Genomic DNA, 771 nt, shown 5'->3' with positions numbered 1-771 from the left:
CGCGATCGCGACCGGCACCGAGCGAACCCGGCGCCGGGCGGATGCAGCCGCCAGTTCGCGACTCAGCAGATCAAAACCACTTCTCGGCGCGGTGGTCGGCCTGGATGCGGCGGATGGTGTTCGAGCGGCTGCGGAGCACGAGCGAGTCGGTGTGGATGACCCCCCGGGAGCGGCGGACCCCGTCGACGAGCACACCGTCGGTGACACCCGTGGCGACGAAGAACGTGTTGTCGCCCGTGACGAGGTCGTCCTGGTCGAGGACCTTGTCGAGATCGTGGCCTGCGTCGAGCGCCTTCTGCCGCTCATCGTCGTCCTTCGGCTGGAGCTTGCCGAGGATCACCCCGCCGAGCGCCTTGATCGCGCACGCGGTGATGATGCCCTCCGGGGTCCCGCCCACCCCGACGCACATGTCGATCTTCGAACCGGGCAGCGCCGCCGAGATGCCACCGGCGACGTCACCGTCGAGCAGCAGCCGCGTCCCGGCACCCGTGGCACGGATGGCGCGGATGAGCTCGTCGTGGCGCGGCCGGTCGAGGACGGCGATCTGCATGTCCTCGATGTCCTTGTGCTTCGCCTTCGCCAGCGCCCGGATGTTCTCCCCGATCGGCTTCTCCAGGTCCAGGACCCCACGCCCCTCCGGCCCGGCAGCGATCTTGTCCATGTAGAACACGGCGCTGGGGTCGTACATCGACCCGCGGTCCGACACGGCCATGACCGAGATCGCGTTCTGGCGGCCGGCGGCGGTCAGCGAGGTGCCGTCGATCGGGTCGA

Annotated in this window: 1 protein-coding gene; it reads right to left on the bottom strand. The window is 69.6% G+C overall.

Annotated elements, in window-relative coordinates; all coding sequences use genetic code 11:
- Window positions 1–70: 70 nt before the first annotated feature.
- The coding region (locus NS184_RS16890) for a fructose-bisphosphatase class II family protein (protein ID WP_058727225.1) at window positions 71–771 on the bottom strand (701 nt) is incomplete at its 5' end.

The sequence above is a fragment of the Curtobacterium luteum genome (assembly GCF_001475545.1).
Taxonomy (GTDB): domain Bacteria; phylum Actinomycetota; class Actinomycetes; order Actinomycetales; family Microbacteriaceae; genus Curtobacterium; species Curtobacterium luteum_A.
Note: the sequence above shows the minus strand (reverse complement) of the source record. Positions and strands in the feature narration are given on the sequence as shown.